Origin of the sequence: Herbidospora daliensis (assembly GCF_001570585.1) — a bacterium.
Lineage (GTDB): Bacteria > Actinomycetota > Actinomycetes > Streptosporangiales > Streptosporangiaceae > Herbidospora > Herbidospora daliensis.
Genome location: NZ_BBXF01000005.1, coordinates 835,144 through 853,217, shown reverse-complemented (window position 1 = coordinate 853,217; position 18,074 = coordinate 835,144). Strand labels below are relative to the sequence as shown.

Annotated in this window: 13 protein-coding genes; 5 read left to right on the top strand and 8 right to left on the bottom strand. The window is 73.3% G+C overall.

The genetic code is table 11. The features are described from left to right. Window positions 1-210 precede the first annotated feature (210 nt). Window positions 211-2,700 (top strand): aminopeptidase N, encoded by a 2,490-nt coding sequence (gene pepN / locus AW274_RS27190; protein WP_062437440.1) that lies wholly within the window; start codon window positions 211-213, stop codon window positions 2,698-2,700. Here the strand turns inward: pepN and AW274_RS27185 are convergent. The 5 genes from AW274_RS27185 to AW274_RS27165 all read right to left on the bottom strand — a co-directional run bounded on the left by AW274_RS27185 (window position 2,695) and on the right by AW274_RS27165 (window position 8,545). Continuing rightward, window positions 2,695-4,176 carry an FAD-dependent oxidoreductase gene (locus AW274_RS27185; protein WP_062437438.1) on the bottom strand — a complete coding sequence of 494 codons (1,482 nt, stop codon included), beginning with the start codon at window positions 4,174-4,176 and terminating at the stop codon, window positions 2,695-2,697. The two genes, pepN and AW274_RS27185, sit on opposite strands and share 6 nt — an antisense overlap. Continuing rightward, a complete protein-coding gene (locus AW274_RS27180; RefSeq protein WP_157520752.1) occupies window positions 4,169-5,173 on the bottom strand; it encodes a methyltransferase in 1,005 nt (334 codons plus the stop codon). Before AW274_RS27180 ends, AW274_RS27185 begins: the two co-directional genes overlap by 8 nt. Window positions 5,174-5,256: 83 nt before the next feature. Continuing rightward, on the bottom strand, window positions 5,257-6,699 hold the full coding sequence (locus AW274_RS27175; protein ID WP_083974853.1) for an RNB domain-containing ribonuclease: 1,443 nt from the start codon (window positions 6,697-6,699) through the stop codon (window positions 5,257-5,259). 12 nt (window positions 6,700-6,711) lie between these two features. Next, complete coding sequence (locus AW274_RS27170; protein WP_062438040.1) at window positions 6,712-7,599, bottom strand: 5'-3' exonuclease; 888 nt, start codon at window positions 7,597-7,599, stop codon at window positions 6,712-6,714. A 10-nt stretch (window positions 7,600-7,609) separates the two neighbouring features. After that, on the bottom strand, window positions 7,610-8,545 hold the full coding sequence (locus AW274_RS27165; RefSeq protein ID WP_083974851.1) for a PP2C family protein-serine/threonine phosphatase: 936 nt from the start codon (window positions 8,543-8,545) through the stop codon (window positions 7,610-7,612). A gap of 125 nt (window positions 8,546-8,670) precedes the next feature. Between AW274_RS27165 and AW274_RS27160 the strand changes: the two genes are divergently transcribed. Together AW274_RS27160 and AW274_RS27155 are read left to right on the top strand one after the other, a co-directional pair. Further along, window positions 8,671-9,789, top strand: a complete 1,119-nt coding sequence (locus AW274_RS27160; RefSeq protein WP_062437431.1) for a M24 family metallopeptidase — start codon at window positions 8,671-8,673, stop codon at window positions 9,787-9,789. A 19-nt stretch (window positions 9,790-9,808) separates the two neighbouring features. After that, window positions 9,809-10,249: an Lrp/AsnC family transcriptional regulator gene (locus AW274_RS27155; protein ID WP_062437430.1), complete on the top strand. Its 441-nt coding sequence runs from the start codon at window positions 9,809-9,811 to the stop codon at window positions 10,247-10,249. A gap of 6 nt (window positions 10,250-10,255) precedes the next feature. Here AW274_RS27155 and AW274_RS27150 read toward each other — a convergent pair whose 3' ends face one another. Genes AW274_RS27150 through AW274_RS27140 form a run of 3 tightly spaced genes read right to left on the bottom strand, consistent with a single transcriptional unit; the run spans window position 10,256 to window position 13,635 of the window. Next, window positions 10,256-11,197: an N-acetylglucosamine kinase gene (locus AW274_RS27150; protein ID WP_083974947.1), complete on the bottom strand. Its 942-nt coding sequence runs from the start codon at window positions 11,195-11,197 to the stop codon at window positions 10,256-10,258. Beyond that, window positions 11,197-12,453, bottom strand: a complete 1,257-nt coding sequence (locus AW274_RS27145; protein ID WP_062437428.1) for a 6-phospho-beta-glucosidase — start codon at window positions 12,451-12,453, stop codon at window positions 11,197-11,199. Before AW274_RS27145 ends, AW274_RS27150 begins: the two co-directional genes overlap by 1 nt. After that, window positions 12,454-13,635, bottom strand: coding sequence for an ROK family transcriptional regulator (locus tag AW274_RS27140; RefSeq protein ID WP_062437427.1), 1,182 nt, complete (start codon window positions 13,633-13,635; stop codon window positions 12,454-12,456). Between the two features lie 95 nt (window positions 13,636-13,730). Between AW274_RS27140 and AW274_RS27135 the strand changes: the two genes are divergently transcribed. Together AW274_RS27135 and lnt are read left to right on the top strand one after the other, a co-directional pair. Next, a complete protein-coding gene (locus AW274_RS27135) occupies window positions 13,731-15,941 on the top strand; it encodes a HelD family protein (RefSeq protein WP_062437424.1) in 2,211 nt (736 codons plus the stop codon). 562 nt (window positions 15,942-16,503) lie between these two features. Then, window positions 16,504-18,066: an apolipoprotein N-acyltransferase gene (gene lnt / locus AW274_RS27130; RefSeq protein ID WP_083974849.1), complete on the top strand. Its 1,563-nt coding sequence runs from the start codon at window positions 16,504-16,506 to the stop codon at window positions 18,064-18,066. The last annotated feature ends 8 nt before the right edge of the window (window positions 18,067-18,074 follow it).

Below are 18,074 nucleotides of genomic sequence, written 5' to 3'. Positions count from 1 at the left end.
CGGGTAGTGTCGCTGTAACAGATGTCATACCTGACTCACCTTCCTATTAGGGGTGGGCTAGAGGCAGAAGACCACATCTGTCCAGAACATGTCAACGGAGAAGTAAGTCCGTTTCTGCCAGTTTCCGTGTTATTAATAAAACGTCGGGGGCCGCGAAACACCCGTGACGGCTGCCCGGAAACGATCATCGTCGACGCGCCGAGGTCGCCCGTGGACACACCCAATCTGACCAGGGACCAGGCCCGCCATCGTGCCGGGCTGATCGCCGTGGAGTCCTGTCACGTCGCGCTCGACCTGACCGGCGACGACGACTTCACCTCCGTCACCACGGTCCGCTTCGCCGGCCGGCGGCCCGGCGAGGCGTCGTGGATCGACCTGGTGGCCCGGTCGGCCGACGAGGCCGTCCTGAACGGACGCCCGCTCGACCTGAGCCGGTACGACCCCGCCGAGGGCATCGTGCTGCCGGGCACGGCCGCGCACAACGAGCTGACCGTGCGGGCCCGCTGCGCCTACAGCGGGTCGGGCCGGGGACTGCACCGTTTCACCGACCCCGCCGACGGCGCGGTCTACCTCTACACGCACTTCCAGCCGGCCGACGCCAAACGGGTCTTCGCCTGCTTCGACCAGCCCGACCTCAAGACGCCCTACACGCTGACCGTGACCGCGCCCGCGTCGTGGACGGTCCGCGCCACCACCCCCGTCCGGCACGTCGAGACCCTCGGCGACGGCGCCCGCCGCCACCACTTCGCCGAGACCCCGCCGCTGCCCGCCTACCTGGTGGCCGTCGTGGCGGGCCCGTGGGCCGAATGGCGCGCCGACGACGACATCCCGCTGGCGCTCTACTGCCGGGCCTCCCTGGCCCCCCACATGGACGCCGAGCGCCTGTTCGCCCAGACGCGGCGCGGACTGGCCTACTACCGAGACACCTTCGGCGTGCCCTTCCCCTTCGCCAAGTACGACCAGTGCTTCGTCCCGGAGTTCACCGCCGGCGCCATGGAGAACGCCGCCTGCGTCACCTACCAGGAGGACATGCTCTTCCAGGGCCACGTAGCCGAGCACGACCTGCGGGCCCGCGAGGAGACCGTGCTGCACGAGCTGGCCCACATGTGGTTCGGCGACCTCGTCACCATGACGTGGTGGGACGACCTGTGGCTGAACGAGGCGTTCGCGACGTACATGAGCGTGCTGGCCCAGGCCGAGACGGGCGGGCACCCGCACGCCTGGACCGCCTTCGCCAACCTCCAGAAGGCGTGGGCCTACCAGCAGGACCAGCTGCCCACCACCCACCCGGTCGCGGCCGACGTGCCCGACGTCGAGGCGGCGGCCGTGCACTTCGACGGCATCACCTACGCCAAGGGAGCCGCCCTGCTGCGGCAGCTCGTCGCCCGCGTGGGCAGGGACGACTTCTTCGCCGGGCTGCGCGGCTACTTCGCCGCCCACGCGTGGGGCAACGCGACGCTGCGCGACCTGCTGGCGGCGCTGGAGAAGGCGTCCGGACGCGACCTGTCCGCCTGGAGCGGGCAGTGGCTGGAGACCACCGGCCTGGCCACCCTGCGCCCGGTCTGGTCGGCCGACGAGGACGGGCGGTTCACCGCGTTCGCCGTCGAGCAGACGGCCGGCCTGCTGCGCGACCACCGCGTCGCCGTCGGGGTCTACGACGACGACGGCCACGGGCGGCTGGTGCGGATCCACCGGCAGGAGCTCGACGTCGGCGGGGCCCGCACGGAGGCCCCCGAGCTGGTCGGCCACCCCAGCGGCGTGCTCGTGCTGGTCAACGACGACGACCTCGGCTACTGCAAGATCCGCCTCGACCCCGCGTCCCGGGCCGCCGTCCTGGACCGGATCGGCGACCTGGCCGACCCGCTGCCGAGGGCGCTGGCCTGGTCGGCGGTGTGGGAGATGACCCGCGACGCCGAGTTCCGGGCCCGCGACTACGTGGCCCTCGTCCACCGGGGGCTGGCCGCCGAGACCGACACCGGCGTGTCGCGGCGGCTGCTCCAGCAGGCGCACGCCGCCCTCGACACCTACGCCGACCCGGAGTGGTCGCCCGTCGGCTGGCGCGCGCACGCCGCCTGGCTGATCGGGCAGGCCGACGCCGCCGAGCCCGGCTCCGACCGCCACCATGTGGTGGTGAACGCGCTGCTGGTCGGCGTCCTGGACGAACCCCAGCTCGCGCACGTCCGCGACTGGCTGGAGCAGCCCGTCGACCCGCTGACGCGCTGGCGGATCGTGCAGGCGCTGGTGGCCCACGGCGTCGCCGGAGACGCCGAGATCGAGGCGGAACTCGCCCGGGGCCCGGCCTTCCTCGGCCCTTCGCAGGCCGAACGGGCCCGCGCGCTGCGGCCCGGCCACAAGGAGGAGGCGTGGCGGCGGGCCATGCACGACGAGAGCCTGCCCGGCGCGACCGTCGAAGCCGTGATCGGCGGCTTCGCCCACCCGGCCCAGAAGCACCTGCTGCGCCCGTACGCCGCCCGCTACCTGGCGGAGATCGCCGGCGTGTGGCGGCGGCGGGGCGAGGGCGCCCACGGCCCGGCGATGGTGCTGTTCCCCTCGTGGGCCGTAAACCAGCCCACGATCGACGCCGTCGGCGAGTGGCTCACCCAGGCCGCCCCGCCGCCTGCGCTGGCCAGGCTCGTGGCGGAGGGGCGGGCCCGGCTGGCACGGGCGCTGGCCGCCCGTGCCGCCGACCGTTCGTCATGACCCGCCGAGCCAGCGGCGCAGCGCCTCCTCCAGCCCGGCCGTGTCGCCGGGATCCTCGGCGGCCCAGGCGACGTAGCCGTCGGGACGGACCAGCATCGGCCGGTCGGACTCCACGTGCACCAGGCGGTCGGCCCGAGCGGCCCCGGCTCCGGCCGGGCCGGTGACGACCGCCTTGCCGCTTTGGAGGGCCTCGGCGACGTGGCCGCCGGGGTCGGGCGCGCTGCATCCGACCAGCGGGTGGTCGCCGGGCAGGTCGTACTTCTGCAGCACCCCCGACAACTGCTTCGCCGTGTAGGTCGCGCCGCTCGGGGTGGCGATGAGGTCGCCGACGATGCGGCGCAGCGACTCGGTGAGGGGGTCGAGCCGCATCAGCGCGATCTGCGCCCGCGTCCAGTCGAGCACCCACGCCCCGACCGGGTGGCGTTCGCGCGTGTAGGTGTCCAGCAGCCCGGCAGGCGCCCACCCCCGCACGGTCGCGGCGAGCTTCCAGCCGAGGTTCAGCGCGTCGCCCAGCCCGAGGTTCAGCCCCTGCCCCCCGAACGGCGAGTGGACGTGGGCGGCGTCGCCCGCGAGCACGACCCGCCCTCTGACGTAGGTGCTCGCCTGCCGCGCGTGGTCGGTGAACCGGGTTGCCGACCGCACCTTCGTGATCGTGACCCCGGTCCCGGACACCCGCCGGACGCTGTCCTGCAGCTCCGCGAGGGTGACCGGCGCGGTCCGGTCGGGCGGCGGGCCGTCCATCTCGACGGTCAGGATGCGGCCGGGCAGCGGCGTGTAGACGTAGACGCCGTTCCCGGTGCGGTTCCACCCCGGAGTCAGCACCTCCGGGTCGGCGAACTCCACCACGGCCTGGTGGCCCGTGATCTCCGGGTCGGTGCCGGGGAAGTCGAACCCCGCGCCGCGCCGGACCGCGCTGCGCCCTCCGTCGGCCCCCACCAGCCAGGCGCACCGCCACCGTTCGCCCGAGTCGAGCTCGACGTCGACCCCGTCGCCGTCGTCGGCGAACTTCACCATCTCGGCGCCCTGCCGCAGCTCGGCCCCCAGGGCGGCGGCCCGTTCGGAGAGGATGGCCTCCAGCGCCTGCTGGCTCACCGGCATCATGTCCCGCGACCAGGCCGCCCCGAAGTCGGGGTCGGCGTAGTCGACCAGCGAACGCGGGACGGTGAGGCCGGCGAAGTGCCCCGCGATGTCGGAGGAGACGGGCACCCGGGCCAAGTCGGCCCGGCGGGGGAGGGCGGCGAGCAGTTCCTGCGCCTGCCGCCGCTGCGCGTCGAGCAGCGCGGGCAGCAGCCCCCGCCGCTGGAACGCCTCGACCGAGGGGATGTGCAGCCCGATCGCCTTGATCGTCGGGTCGACCTCGGTGCGCCGCTCGACCACCGCCACCCGCACCCCGGCCAGCGCCAGTTCGCACGCGGTCATCAGCCCCACGGGCCCGCCGCCGACCACCACGACGTCGTGGTCCACCGGCTCAGCCATGGAGTTCCAGCACGATCCGGGTGCCCGCCCGGTCGACCGCCGCCACCTTCAGCCCCGCCTCGGCCGCCAGCGCCGCGAGGTCGTCGGGGGAGCGGTCGGGGTTCTCCATCACGGCCTCGAACCACAGGGTCATGCCGGTGTCGACGTGGCGCAGCCGCTCGGTGAGGCTCACCTCCGAGACGAGGATGCGGCCGGTGTCGCCCGCCGCGAGCGCGCAGTTGCGCAGCAGCCGGACGGCCGCCTCGTCGTCCCAGTCGGCCAGCACCGCCGACAGGACGTACACGTCGGCGGCCGGGGGGAGGGGTTCGAAGAAGTCCTGCCCGAGGGCGGTGGCCCGGTCGCCGAGCCCGGCCGAGGCGAACCGCCGCGCGGCGGCCCCGGCGAAGCTCGGCAGGTCGATCAGCGTCGCCGACAGATCCGGATGTTTCGTGAGAAGGGCCTCGACGAGGGCGCCGGTGTTGCCGCCGACGTCCACGACCGTCCGGGCCCGCGCGAGGACGGGGTGGTCGAGCAGAATTTCGACGTCGAACCCCGGCGGCACCGCGAGCTGGGCCGACAGCGCCTCGGGGGTGCCCTGCGCCTGATCGACGTGGCTCCACAGGTCGGTGCCGTACATGCCGTGGTAGACCGACCGGCCGGTGCGCAGCTTGTGCGGCAGGTGCACGGCCGACAACTCGGTCCGGCCCAGCACCGTGTCGAGGTCGAGCTGGTCGAACGGGCCCATCGGCGCGTCGCCGCGGCGTAACAGCCGGCCCAGGTCGGTGAGGCCGTAGCGCCCGTCCTCGGCGCGCAGCAGGCCGAGGTGGACGAGGTGGTCGAGCAGCTTGCGGAGCGGGCGCGGGGCCGTGCCGGTGTGTTCGGCGAGGTCGTCGGCGGTGCGGTCGCCCGTGTCGAGATGGTCGGCGAGGCGGAGGGTGACGGCGGTCCGCACGCTCATCGGGGTGACCAGGTCGGCGAGGGCCATGATCCTGGCGTGACCGGCGAAATCAGGTGTCAAGCTAGCCTCCCGTACTGTCAGTGGTACGCGATGCTTTCCTGACCCGAGACGATATCAGCCGATAAATCCGGTAGTAAGGATCATCATTCGGCCTCGGGCATCCACGTGAACCGGATCTCCCGCGTCGCCGTGTCGGCGCGCAGCAGCCGGGCCGACACCCGCTCGCCCAGCGGCAACCCCGCGCCGTCGCAGCGCGCGATCACCGCCGGTTCGGCCAGCTGGATCTGGCCACCCTTGCCGTTCTCGGCCACGTCGACGACCACCGCCTCGAACGTCTCCCCGATCCGGTCGCGGAGCAGGAACGCCTCGACCAGGTCGACGCAGGCCCGGTCGACGCCCGAGGAGCGCCGGGTGGCCGCGGTCATGTCGCGGGGGAGCTCCGCCAGCGCCTCGGCGATGTCCTCGGGCACCGGTTCGCCGCTCGCCACCGCCAGGCAGACCTCGGTGGCGTAGCGGTCGACCAGGCGGCGCAGGGGAGCGGTCACGTGGGCGTAGGGGGCGGCGACGGCGGCGTGCAGGGCGTCGGGCGGCGGTTCGCCGTCGAAGGCCACGTAGGCCGCGCCGCGCAGCAGGATCGTCGACTCGTGCAGGAACGCGGCGTGGCCGGGGATCTTGGGGTCGAGGCCGTGGACGACCTCGCCGTAGCCGGCCCCCTCGGGCCAGGGCACACCGAGCGCCAGCGCCATGCGCCGCACCTTGTCGACGTCGGCCGGCCCGGCGGCGGGCAGCACCCGCAGCACGCCCACCTCGGCGTCGAGCATCATCTGGGCCGCGCACATCCCGGTCAGCAGGGAGATCTGCGCGTTCCACTCCTCGCACGGCTGCGGCGAGCGGAACTCCACCCGGTAGCCGTCGCCCGATCGCACGACCTCCTGGTCGGGCGTGGGCAGGGTGACCCCGCCCCGGGCGCGCTCGATCTCCATGCGCAGCGGCCCGATCTCGGCCAGCAGGCGCAGGGTCCCGTCGGCGCGGCCGGTGTCGACGAGGGTCTGCACGTAGTCGTAGTCGAGCCGCTCGCGGCTGCGCACCAGCGCCGGGCGGACGTCGAACCCGACGACCTCGCCCTCGGCGTCGAGGTCGATGCACCACAGGGCCACCGGGCGGATCTCGCCCGGCAGCAGGCTGGCCGCGCCCTCCGACAACACCGGCGGATGGAGCGGCACCCGCCCGTCGGGCAGGTAGACCGTCTCGCCCCGCTTCCTGGCCTCCCGGTCGATCGCCCCACCGGGGCGGACGAACGCGCCGACGTCGGCGATGGCGTACCAGACGCGGTAGCCGTCTTGGCGCTCCTCCAGGCACAGGGCCTGGTCGAGGTCCATCGAGCCGGGCGGGTCGATGGTCAGGAACGGCAGGTCGGTCCGGTCGTCGCCGACGAAACGCCGCGAGGCGGTGGCCGTGGCCTCGTCGAGGACCGCCTGGGGGAACTCGTCGGGCAGGTCGAACTCCCGGCGCACCCGGTCGAATCCCTCGCTCAGCCGCGGCGATCCGGCCTCGGGTATGCGGATTTTTCGGTGTGGCACGTCCATCAACGTAGCGGCTCAGCTCTTCCCGAGCACCGCGAGCAGGCGGTTGAGCGGGCTGTCGAGCCCGTAGCGGTCGGCCAGCGCGATCAGCGCCTCGGGGTCGTTGGGCTTGGCCGGCACCTCGAACGAGCCCGCCGGGATCGGCACGTCGTGGGCCACCTTCACCACGGCGGGCGCCACCGCCAGGTAGTCGCGGGCGGCCGCCAGCTTGTTGCGCGCCCCCGCCGGGAAACCCTCGTCGCCGACGGCGGCGAGCAGGGCGTCAAGGGAGCCGAACCGGGTGATCAGCGAGGCCGCGGTCTTCTCGCCGATCCCGGCCACGCCCGGCAGGCCGTCGGAGGGGTCGCCCCGCAGCGTCGCGAAGTCGGCGTACGCCCGGCCGGGGATGCCGTACTTGGCGCTCACCCACGCCTCGTCGACCGTCTCCAGGTTCCGGATTCCCCTTACTGTGTAAAGGACCCGGCGCCGTTTCTCGTCGTCGACGAGCTGGAACAGGTCACGGTCGCCGGTGACGATCTCGACCGGCTGCGAGGCGGTGACCGTAAGCGTGCCGATGACGTCGTCGGCCTCGTACCCCTCGACCCCGAAGGACGCGATGCCCACGGCGGCGAGGACCTGCTCGATGACCGGCACCTGCGGGGCCAGCGTGTCGGGGATCTCCTCCTCGTCGCCGGAGGCGACCCGATGGGCCTTGTACGACGGGATCGCCGCCACCCGGAACGCGGGCCGCCAGTCGGCGTCCATCGCCGCGACCAGATGGGTGGGGCGGTGGGTCTTCACCAGCGTGGCGATCATGTCGATCAGGCCCCGGACGGCGTTGACGGGCATGCCGTCAGGGGCGGTCATCGACTCCGGGATGCCGTAGAAGGCGCGGAAGTAGAGCGACGGGGTGTCGAGAAGCATCAGCACCTGTCTATGCTCCCAGCACCCCTACGGCCAGCAGGCACGTGTCGTCGCGCGGATTCGGCCCGCCGACGGTCTTCAGCATCGCGTCGACCCCGTCGGGCAGGTCGGCCACGGTCAGCGACCCGGCCGCCGCGAGCACCTGGGCCTGGCCCTCGTCGATGTCGCGGTCGCGCCGCTCGATCAGCCCGTCGGTGAACATCACCAGCACGTCGCCCGGCCGCAGCTGCACCTTGGCCACGCCGTAGGTGGGCTTGCGGGTCGCGCCGAGCAGCACGCCCGGCGGGGCGACCATCGGCCGCGCGATGCCGCCGCGCACCATCACCGGCACCGGGTGGCCCGCGCCGGCCCAGGTGAACCGGAGCGTGGCGGGGTCGAACAGGCCGACCACGGCGGTGGCGGTGGTGTCGTCGAGGCGGGTCATCGTGAGCGTGTTGAGCCAGCCGAGCATCGCGCCGGGGCCCTGGCCGGTCATCGCCAGGGCGGCCAGGCCGTGGCGGAGCTGGGCCATGTGGGCGATCGCGGGCACGCCGTGGCCGGACACGTCGCCGACCGCGAGCAGGATGCGGCCGTCGGGCAGCCTGCTGGCCTCCCACCAGTCGCCGCCGAGCACGTTGAGCAGCTGCTCGGGCTCGTCGGTGACCTGCCGCCGGTGGTGGCTGCCCGCCGGGCGTTCCTCCATCGGCACGCAGCGCACGGCGACCCGGGCGCTGGGCAGGACCAGGTCGGCGCCGGGATCGGGCATGATCGCGTCGCGCAGCAGGTAGGTGAGCTGCTGTTGTTCCGCGAGCCGCGCCTCGGTGCGGTCGAGCCGCTCTCGCATCGAGGCCACCATGTCGGCCGCGGTGTGCGCCCCGGCCAGGGACGGTTCCTCGATCGAGGGGAGGGGCGGCTGCTCGCCACCGGCGGTGCCGGTCATGGTGAGGCTCGCTCTCGGGAAACGCATGGTCCAAACAGGGTGAGAAGTGACGGATGGGGGACGAGCCGTAAACGGCCCTGTGCGGAGCGTAGCATCGGTCGGCACAGGTCGCCGGGTTTTTCGCCGATCCACGCCACTTCTAGTATGACGCTGTGACAACGGAGTCCCTTGACGTGTTTTCGGCCGACCGCCTCGACCTGGTGCGATCGGCGACCGCGGCCTCCGGGGCCGGCGCCCTGCTGCTGACCCCCGGCCCCGATCTGCGCTATGTGTCCGGTTACGACGCCCACGCGCTCGAACGGCTGACCTGTCTGGTCGTGCCGGGCGACGGCGGCGACCCCTTCATGATGGTGCCGCGCCTCGAACTGCCCGCCGCGCAGAGCTCGCCGGCCGGCCGCCTCGGCGTGGAGTTCGTGCCGTGGGACGAGACCGACGACCCCTACGCGGTCGTCGCCCACCGGCTGGGCGAGGTCGGGAGCGTCGCCCTGGCCGACCGCATGTGGGCGATGCAGTCGCTGCGGTTCCGCGACGCGCTGCCGGGGGCCGAGCAGCGGCTCGCCTCCTCGGTGCTGCGCGACCTGCGCATGCGCAAGTCGGCCGCCGAGGCGGCGGCGCTGGCCGAGGCCGGGGCGGCGATCGACGCCGTCCACGCGCTGGTGCCCTCGCTGCTGAAGGCCGGCCGCACCGAGCGCGAGGTCGGCCGCGACATCGCCGACGCGATCCTGAGCGCCGGCCACGTCACGATCGACTTCGTCATCGTGGCCTCGGGCCCCAACGGCGCCTCGCCCCACCACGACGTGTCCGACCGGGTGATCCGGGAGGGCGAGCCGGTGGTGGTCGACATCGGCGGCACGATGGCCACCGGCTACTGCTCCGACTCCACCCGCAACTACTGCGTGGGCGAGCCCCCGGCCGACTACGCGCGCTACTTCGCGGTGCTGCGCGCCGCCCAGGACGCCGCCTGCGCGGCCGTCCGTCCCGGCGTGACCTGCGAGTCCATCGACGCGGCGGCCCGCGAGGTGATCGCCGAGGCCGGCTACGGCGACCTGTTCGTCCACCGGACCGGCCACGGGATCGGCCTGGAGTCCCATGAGGACCCCTACATCGTGGCGGGCAACGACGAGCCGCTCGCGCCGGGCATGGCGTTCTCGGTCGAGCCGGGCATCTACCTGCCGGGCGAGCACGGCGCCCGCATCGAGGACATCGTCATCTGCACCGACGACGGGGTTTCCCGGCTGAACAACACGACCCGGGATCTGGTGATCGTCTGATTGCCGTACCGTTTGCGAAATGGAGGAGATCGACAGGCGGATAGTCGCGTTGCTGGCGGCCGACGGGCGGATGAGCTTCACCGATCTGGCCAAGGAGACCGGGCTCTCGGTGTCGGCCGTGCACCAGCGGGTGCGGCGGCTGGAGAAACGCGGCGTGATCAGGGGATACGCCGCGCTCGTCGACTTCGACGAGGTCGGGCTGCCGCTGACCGCCTTCGTGTCGATCAAGCCGATCGACCCGGCCGCCGCCGACGACGCGCCCGACCGGCTGCGCCATCTGGCCGCCATCGAGTCGTGTCACAGCGTGGCCGGGGAGGAGAGCTACATCCTCAAGGTCCGCGTCGGCTCGCCGCGTGACCTCGAGGAGCTGCTCAACCAGATCCGGGCCGCCGCCAACGTGTCGACCCGGACCACGGTCGTGCTCTCCACCCCGTTCGACTACCGGCCTCCCGCCGTTTAGAACGCCTTAGAACGCCGCCCTGACCCGCTCGTAGGCTTCGGGGGCGGCGCCGAGGGCGTCCAGGCCCTTGAAGGCCGCGCCGACGATCGGGGGCACGTCGGCGACGACGAGTTTCGCGTGCGGGGCCTGGGCGGCGTACCGCTCCTCGATCAGGGTGGTCAGGAGCGGGTCGCGGGCGGTCAGCACGCCGCCGCCCAGGACCACCTCACAGGGCCCGTCGAGCAGGCCGACGCGGCGCATCGCCACCACGCCGAGCACGGCGACCTCGTCGGCCTGCCGGGTGACGACCGACCGGGCGACCGGGTCTCCGGCGCGGGCGGTCTCCAGCAGCGGGGCCACGAGTTCGTGCAGGCGGTCGAAGGGGAGGTCGCCGAAGTGCAGGGCGATCACGGCCTCCTCGACCGTCGCCGTGCCGAAGGCCCGGCAGACCGCCGACGCCAGTTCGGTGGCCGGGCCCCGGCCGTCCTCGGCCCTGGCGGCGTGCCACAGGGCCTCCTCGGCTAGGCCCCCGCCGCCGCCCCAGTCGCCGGACAGGCGGCCGAGCGCGGGGAAGCGGGCCACGCGGCCGTCGGGGGCGACGGCCACCGCGTTGATCCCGGCGCCGCACACCACCGCCGCGCCCCACGGGCCGCTCGCGCCCGCCCGGAGCAGGGCGAAGGTGTCGTTGCCGACGACGATTTCGGGGGCGAAGCCGCGCCGGGCCATCTCGTCGCGGAGCCGGACCTCCTCGATGGGCAGGTCGGCCCCGGCGACGTAGGCGAAGACGTGGTCGGCGTGCGGGCCCGGCCCGCCGAGGGCCTGCTCGATCAGGTCGATCGCGGCCACGACGCCGCTGCTCTGCGGGGTGAACGGGCCGCCCCGCCAGGTGCCGAGCACCGAGCCGTCGGCGCCGACCAGCGCGAGGTCGGTCTTGCTGTTCCCGCCGTCGATCGCCAGGATGGTCCGCATCAAACGGCCCAGGGCAGGTGCGCGCGGTTGGCCGCGATCAGCCGGCTCGCCAGGCCCGTCGCCAGGTCGGCCTGGCCGATGAGCGGGTGGGCCAGCAGCGCGTCCCGCACGCGGCGTTCCCCGCCGTTCCTGGCCGCGTCCAAGGCCATCTCCTCGTACGCCGACACGTTCGCGATCAGTCCCCGGTAGAGCGGCTCGACGGCGGGCACCGGCAGCGGCGCGGCGCCGGACGCGCCGATCACGGCGGGCACCTCGATGACCGCCTCCGGCGGCAGGAACGGCAGCGTGCCGCCGTTGCGGGCGTTCACCACCTGCACGTCGCCCCGGTCGCCGGCCAGCGAGGCGATCAGCGCGACGGCGGCCTCGGAGTAGTAGGCGCCGCCCCGCTTGGCCAGCAGCTCGGGCTTGGTGTCGCTGGCCGGGTCGGCGTAGACGTCGAGCAGGGTCTGCTCCATCGCGGCCACCTCGGCGGCCCGCGACGGCTTGGTCCGCTGCTCGGCGACCACGGTGTCGTGCTCGTAGAAGTAGCGCAGGTAGTACGACGGCACGACGCCCAGGTCGCGCACGACCCACTCGGGCACCCCGACCTCGGCGGCGATCGCGGCGGCGTGCTCCTCGATCAGCGCGGGCAGCACCTCGCGCCCGTCGACGGTCACCGACCGCTCCCAGGTGAGGTGGTTGAGGCCGACGTGGCCGAGCCCGATCGACTGCCACGGCACGCCGAGCAGCCCGGCGAAGCGCCGCTGCATGCCGATGGCCACGTTGCACAGGCCGATGGCGCGGTGGCCCTCGTCGAGCAGGGCGCGGGTCACGATGCCGACCGGGTTGGTGAAGTCGACGATCCACGCGCCGGGCGCGCGGCGGCGCACCTCCTCGGCGATGTCCAGCACCACCGGAACGGTCCGCAGCGCCTTGGCCAGGCCGCCCGCGCCGGTCGTCTCCTGGCCGACGCAGCCGCACTCCAGCGGCAGCGTCTCGTCGACGTTGCGGGCCGCCTGCCCGCCGACGCGCAGCTGCAGCAGCACCGCCCCGGCGCCCTCGACGCCCGGCGCGACCGAGGCGTGCTCGGTCACGATCGCCGGGTGCCCGGCGCGGGCCAGCATGCGGCGGGCCATCCCGGCGACCAGGGACAGCCGGTGGGCGTCCGGGTCGACGAGCGCGATCTCACTCAGCGGCAGCTCCTCGCGCAGCCGCGCGAAGCCGTCGATCAGCTCTGGTGTGTACGTCGAGCCGCCCCCGACAACGGCGAGTTTCACTCATCCTCCTTGTAGTTTCGATCCGAAGACCTCGTCCCGGACCACGTCGAGCCCCAGGTGCAGCGCCCCGGCCAGCACCGGGTTGCCCTCGACGGCCGACAGCCGCAGCGGCGGCCGGGGCAGCGTGAGGGCGTGCAGTTCGCGTTCGGTCAGCGCCCGCAGCGTCTCGCCGCCGGCCAGCGGCATCCCGCCGGCCAGCACGATGACCTCGGGGTCGAGCACGGAGGTGATCGCGGCCAGCCCCATGGCGAGCCGCCGGGCGATCTCCCGCAGCCCCTCGGCGGCCTCCCCGGCCCGCTTGCCGCCCTCCTCGGCGACCCGTACGGCACGCTCCACGGCCTCGGCCGCCGACGTTCCACGGATGCCGCGCGCCCGCAGCAGCCGCAGCACGGCCTGGCCGCCGGCCAGCGCCTGGAAGCCGTGGTCGACCCGCTTGCCGACGTCGCGCGCGGTCGGCGCGCCGACGGCCGGCATGTAGCCCACCTCGCCCGCGCCACCGGTGGCGCCCCGGTGCAGCCGGTCGCCCAGCACGATCGCCGAGCCGATGCCGGAGTCGACCCACAGCAGCACGAAGTCGCGGTGCCCGCCGTGGGCGCGTTCGGCCAGCGCGACGAGGTTGACGTCGTTCTCCACGTCGACGGGCGTGCCGACGCCGTCCGACAGGGTCGGGACGAGGCCGGGCACGTGCCAGCCCGGGATGTGGGCGGCGTAGCCGAGCCGGCCCGTCGACGGGTCGACGGCGCCCTGGATGCCGATCACCACGCGGTTGACCCGGTGGGGCCAGGCCCCGGCCAGGGCGGTGCGCACCCGCTCCACGACGTCGCCGCCGGCCCGGCCGGGCGTCGGCAGCGTGGAGGCGCCGACCACGGCTCCGGTCAGGTCGGCCACGGCGACCTCGATCCGGTCGCGGGTCACGTCGAGGGCGGCGACGTGGGCGGCCCCGGCGTTGATGCGGTAGAGCTCGGCGGTCCGGCCCGGCAGGCCCTCGCGGATGCCGTCGAGCACGACCAGACCGGCCTCCTGCAGGCGCAGCAGCAGCTGGGAGGCGGTCGGCTTGGACAGGCCCGTGAGGGCGCCCAGTTCGGGCCGGGTCAGCGGACCCCGGTCGAGGAGGACCCGCAGGGCCGCGCGGTCGTTGATGGCCCGCAGCAGGCTGGGGGTTCCTGGAGTCGGCTGGCTCACTTTGGAGAAAGTAAAGAAACCTTCCAAACGAGTCAAGGGGCCGACACCGCATCGTGACCGGCAGGCTCGGGGGGACGCGTAGAATCTATCGGCCTATGCCACAGTCATCCGCGCCCGAGCTGACCCGTGAACGCGACTACGTCGCCGGCCTCTACGACCGGCTCGACCAGTTGCGGGTGCGCACCCGCGCGCAGCTCGACGGCGTGCTCGCCCAGGGCGCGTTCGGCACCCACCAGAACCGGTCGGAGCGCGACAACTTCGCCGTCATGTACTCCCAGCGCCTGGCCCGGTTGTGGGCCGTGGAGCGCGGCCTGTGCTTCGGCCGGCTCGACCTGGCGCCCGGCGCCGAGGAGACGCGCTTCTACATCGGCCGCATCGGGCTCACCGACGACGAGCAGCACCGGCTGCTGATCGACTGGCGGGCCCCGGTGGCCCAGCCGTTCTACCGCGCCACCCCGGCCGCGCCGATGGGCGTGACCCGCCGCCGCCACCTGCACATCAAGGGCCGCGAGGTCGTCTCGGTCGACGACGACCTGCTCGACCTCGACGGCCTGACCGCCGACGACCGGGCCACCCTCAACGGCGAGGCCGCCCTGCTGGCCGCGCTCTCCGAGACCCGGACCGGCCGGATGCGCGACATCGTCGCCACCATCCAGGCCGAGCAGGACCGCATCATCCGGGGCGACCTGTCGGGCGTCATGGTCGTCCAGGGCGGGCCGGGCACCGGCAAGACCGTGGTCGCCCTCCACCGGGCGGCCTACCTGCTCTACACGTACAGGGAGAGGCTGGAGCGCCGCGGGGTGCTCATCGTCGGCCCGAACCTCACGTTCCTGCGCTACATCGAGCAGGTGCTGCCGTCGCTGGGCGAGACCGACGTGCTGCTGTCGACCGTGGGGGAGCTGTTCCCCGGCGTCACCGCCACCCGGGCCGAGCCGGCCGCCGCGGCGGCGCTCAAGGGCGGGCTGCGGATGGCCGACGTGCTCGGCCGCGCCATCGCCGACCGGCAGCGCATGCCGGCCAAGCCCGTCGACATCAAGCTCGACCGCTACACGCTGCGGCTCGACCGGCAGAGCTTCGAGGCGGCCCGCAACCGGGCGGTCAAGTCGCGCCGCCCCCACAACCAGGCCCGCTCGGTGTTCGTGCGCCACCTGCTCAACACGCTGACCAAGCAGGCCGCCCGGCACCTCGGCCGCGGCGTGCTGTCCGACGAGGACTTCGCCGACCTGCGCGAGGACCTGCGCACCGAGGAGCCGGTGAAGGCCGCCCTCAACCGCCTGTGGCCCTACCTGACGCCCCAGCAGCTGCTCATCGGCCTGTTCACCTCGGCCGACCGGATGACCGCCGCCGGGCTCGGCCGGGCCGAGGCCGCGCTGCTGCTGCGCGAGCCGCCGCGCAAGGGCGAGCGCTGGTGGAGCGAGGCCGACGTGCCGCTCCTCGACGAGGCCGCCGAACTGCTCGGCGACATCGACGAGGGCGTGCTGCGGGCCGCCCGCCGCGCCGAGGAGGAGCGCGAGCAGCAGCTCGCCTACGCCCGCGAGGTCCTGGAGATGACCGGCCTGGCCGACATCATGGACGCCGAGCGCTTCGCCGAACGGCAGCAGGCGGAAGAGGGATATCTCACAACGGCCGAGCGCGCCGCCCGCGACCGGACGTGGGCTTTCGGCCACGTGATCGTCGACGAGGCGCAGGAGTTGTCGGCGATGGCCTGGCGCACCCTGATGCGCCGCTGCCCGTCGCGGTCGATGACGATCGTGGGCGACATCGCGCAGACCGGTTCGGCGGCTGGCGCGCCCAGCTGGAAGAGCGTGCTCGACCCCTACGTCCAGGGCCGCTGGCGCGAGTCGCGGCTGACCGTCAACTACCGCACCCCGGCCGAGCTGATGGCCGTCGCGGCCGACGTGCTGACCCTCGTCGACCCCTCGCTCAAGGCCCCCGACTCGGTCCGCGAGAGCGGCGAGAAGCCCACCTCCGTCCGCACGAACGACCTGGTCGCAGACCTGCCGGGGATCATCGAGCGGCAGAAGGTGGCCGACGGCCGGCTGGTCGTGATCGTCCCCGACGGCCTCGACGTCGGGATGGCCCGGATGACCGGTCCCGAGGCGCTCGACGCCGACGTGGCGGTGCTGTCGGTGACCGAGGCCAAGGGCCTGGAGTTCGACGCCGTCGTGGTGGTCGAACCGGCCCGGATCCTGGCCGAGTCACCCCGTGGCGCGAGCGACCTTTACGTGGCCCTGACCAGGGCGACCCGACGTCTTTGCGTCGTCCACACCGGCCCCTTGCCCGAGGTGCTGGCGGGCCTCCGATAGCGCCCCTTGTACCAGCCTGTCCCACCTGCGAAAACTTGGCGTTCCCGCTGCTGGGGAGCTGGTTGACATCTGCGCTCAGGTCGGTAGTTTGCTGCGCAGTCCAGCACGGGACTGACCGGTTGGCCGTCCTCAGACATCGTCGGATTCCGCGTCCGTGACGGAGCGTCGCCCCACATTCGGGACGCTCCGTAGCTCAGCCAGGCGCGGCGCCGGCGCTTTTGTCGGGCCGGGGCACCACAACCGGGTGGGGGGTTGGACCCGGGAGGGGTCCCGGCGCCCAGTAGACAACGGAACTCCGCGCCCGCCGCCGACGGGACGGAACCGGTCCGAAGGGCGCTCAGGGCTCCGAACCGTCTCGTGAGATGGGCCTGGGCACGTGGCACCCGTGCCCTGTGCGTAGCCGGATGGTCCTTGAGTTCTCCTGTGGCCACAGGAGAACTCAAGGACCATCGCTGTCGAAGCTGTGAGTTCCCTGGGATGTTCCAGTGCCTGTTTTGGGGCCTGCCGTCCGGCGCGGTACCGTTCCGACCAGCCCATCATTCGGTCTGGTCAAAGGAGACGCGTGCTCGCAACGGCGACCCCGCGGTCGACCGCCCCGGCGTTCGCCCCGCCCGTCTGGGCCCGCGCGGGACTGGCCGTCGTCGGCGGCCTGCTGATCTTCCTGGCCTTCCCGCCGCTCGGCTGGTGGTTCCTGGCCCCCGTCGGCGTGGCCTCCGTGATCCTTTCGGTGTACGGGGTGCGTCCCCGCCGCGCGCTGTGGATCGGCTTCCTGGCCGGGCTGGCGTTCCTGTTCCCGGCCATCGCGTGGGTGCGGCCCATCGGCGTCGACGCCTGGGTGGCCCTGGTCGTCATTGAGAGCGCTTTCTGGGCCGTCCAGGGGGTGCTGGTGTCCCTGGTGCTCCGCGTGCGGCTGTGGCCCCTCTGGGCGGCGTGCCTGTGGGTGCTGCAGGAGTGGGCCCGCAGCACCTTCCCGATGGGCGGCTTCCCGTGGGCCCGCCTGGTCTTCAGCCAGGGCACCGCGCCCTACCTGAAGTACGCCTCCCTGTTCGGCGCCCCGTTTGTAACTTTCACCGTCGCCCTGACCGGTTCCCTGCTGGCCTACCTGGCCGTTCACCTGTTCACCCGCGACTACCGCGAGCGCGTGGTCGCGCTGACGGCGGTCGGGGTGGTAGCCCTACCGGTGGTGGGGATGCTCGTCCCCCTCCACGGCGACGAGGGCAAGACGGTGAACATCGGGGTGATCCAGGGCAGCGTGCCCCGCAGCGAACAGCTGGGGTTCCACGGGGGCGAGCCGGCCGTCGTGCTGAAGAACCACGCCGAGGAGACCCACCGGCTCGCCGAGGCGGTCCGGGCCGGAAAGCAGCCCAAGCCCGACGTGGTGGTCTGGCCCGAGAACTCCACCGACATCGACCCGTTCCGCGACCCCGCCGCCTACGCGATCATCGACGCCGCCGTGAAGGACGTCGGCGTGCCGGTCCTCGTGGGGGCCGTGGTGATCCTCGGCGACGACGCGCGGGCCACCCGCAGCATCGTGTGGGACCCGGTCACCGGGCCCGGCGTCCACTACGACAAGCAGAAGCTGGTGCCGTTCGGGGAGTTCACCCCGTACAAGGACCTGGTGCTGGCCCTGTTCGAGCGGGCGAACCTGGTCGGGCGGCAGTCGATCCCCGGCGAGAAGCCCGGCGACCTGAAGGCCGGCCCGGTCACCCTCGGCGCGGTCAGCTGCTACGAGGTGGCCTTCGACACGATCGTCAACGGGACCGTCCGCGCGGGCGGCTCGCCGCTGGTGGTGCAGACCAACAACGCGACCTACGAGTTGTCGAACCTGCCGCCGCAGCAGCTCGCCATGTCGCGGATCCGGGCCGTGGAGCACAACCGCGCGGTCATCCCGGTGGCCACGACCGGCGTCTCGGCCCATGTGGCCCCCGACGGGCGCATCCTGTGGGAGACGCCCGAACTGGTGGCCGCGAGCGCCGTGGTCACCGCCCAGGTGCGCACGCGTGACACCGTGGCGACCCGGGTAGGTGTTCTGCCCGAGATCATTTTGATGGTGGCGGGATCGGGCGCGGCCGTCTTCGCGGTGGCAGCCGCGCGGCGGAGCCGACGGGACTTCGAAGGTCACTAGGAGGAGCC